Below are 1634 nucleotides of genomic sequence, written 5' to 3'. Positions count from 1 at the left end.
GTGAACAGCACGGCGTCGTAGCGGTACTTCGTGAGCTCGTTACGTGCATGGCCGCGCTTGGGGGTCACCTCGACGCGCGCGATTTGGGTCCAGTTGTTCTTCCATTCGGTGAACAGCGCGGGCGACAGCAGCAGCTCTTCTTCGTTGCGCACGCCGCGCTCGGTGCGGACGCGCAGCTCGGATGTTGTGACGCTGCCTCCGCTATCGACGGCTTTGTGCAGGGCGATGGAGGCCTGGAAGGCGGGCAGCAGCTCGAGGTGGCGAAGGTCGCCGAGGAAGATGCGGCCTCCCGGGGCGAGCAGGCGCAGCGCGCCCCGCACGACCCGCTCGAGATACTCGACGCCCGGGAAGTACTGAATGATGGAGTTGAGGATGACGAGATCGAACCCGCCTTCGGGCAGGTGTGCGGTGTCGTCTGCGGTGCGCTCCTCAAGCTCCACGTGGGCGAGATCGGCGCGACTCGCGCAGAGGGCGCGTGCGGCGGTCACTGACTCGCGCGAGAAGTCGATGCCGACGTACGTTGCGCAGTCGGGCGCCAGGCGCGCCAGCAGCAGCCCCGTCCCACAGCCGATCTCGAGGACGCGCGGCCGCGCGTCTGTGAGATCGGATGTGGGCAGATCGGGGGGACAGCCGATCTCGAGGACGCGCGGCCGCGCGTCTGTGAGATCGGATGTGGGTATGACTTCACGGATGCGTGCCACCGTGGCGTCGACCCATTCGCGCATCTCGTCTGCCAGGATGGGCTGACCTGTGTAGCTCGAGTTCCAGCCCGTGATATCGAAGGCGAGGTCGTTGGCCTGCCGCTGGCCGTACGACGATTCGTACAGTGTTCGCCACTGGCTGACGCGCTCCTGACGCCATCGAACGAGATTGCGCTGCAGCGCCTCGCTTCCGCGATGGGGCTCAAGCCACGCCACCAGCTGGCCGTCGCGCATGGCCACGGCGGCGCCTCGCACCGTCTCGTGTCGGCTCAATGCTGCCTCGATCTCGCCAGGTTCGATGCGGAAGCCGCGCAGCTTGACCTGGTCGTCGACGCGACCGAGGAACTCGAGAACCCACGGTGCTTCCGGGTCGGCCGAGGTCGTCACCCAGCGGCATCGATCGCCGCTGTCGTACATTCGTGCGCCGTGCACGTCGCTGAAGGGGTCCGGGAGAAAGCGCTCGGCGGTGAGGCCGGAGCGGGAGGCATAGCCTCGTCCCACGCCAGCACCGCCGATGTAGAGCCGCCCAGGAACGCCGAGGGGCAAGGGCTCGATCTGGTCATCGAGCACGTACAGCCGAACTCCTGGCAGCGGGCGTCCGATGGGAACGTTCCCTTCTGTGACGTCGCCGCAGAGGAAGGCAGCGGCACAGATGGCGGTCTCTGTAGGGCCATAGGCGTTGATGACTCGAGTCTGCCGCGCGTGCTTCTGCAACAGGCCAGAGGGGGCGGCCTCACCTGCTGAACCCACGCACTCGAGTGCAGCAGTATCGGTGAGGTCGAGCGTAGCAAGCAGCGTGGGGGTGAGCGTGATATGGGTGACGTCATTCTCTCGCAGGCGGCGGGCAAGAAGCGTTACCGCTGCGGCCCCTTCTTCTTCGGCGACAACAAATCGGGCTCCACTGGAGAGGGCGCCAAACACTTCCCAGACGGC

General features: G+C 66.5%; 1 protein-coding gene. It reads right to left on the bottom strand.

The genetic code is table 11. From position 1 onward, the window contains the following. On the bottom strand, positions 1-1634 hold a 1634-nt coding region (locus EB084_24960), incomplete at both ends, for a methyltransferase domain-containing protein (GenBank protein NDD31514.1).

Source organism: Pseudomonadota bacterium (assembly GCA_010028905.1).
Lineage (GTDB): Bacteria > Vulcanimicrobiota > Xenobia > RGZZ01 > RGZZ01 > RGZZ01.
This window is presented reverse-complemented; position numbering and strand designations above follow the sequence as displayed.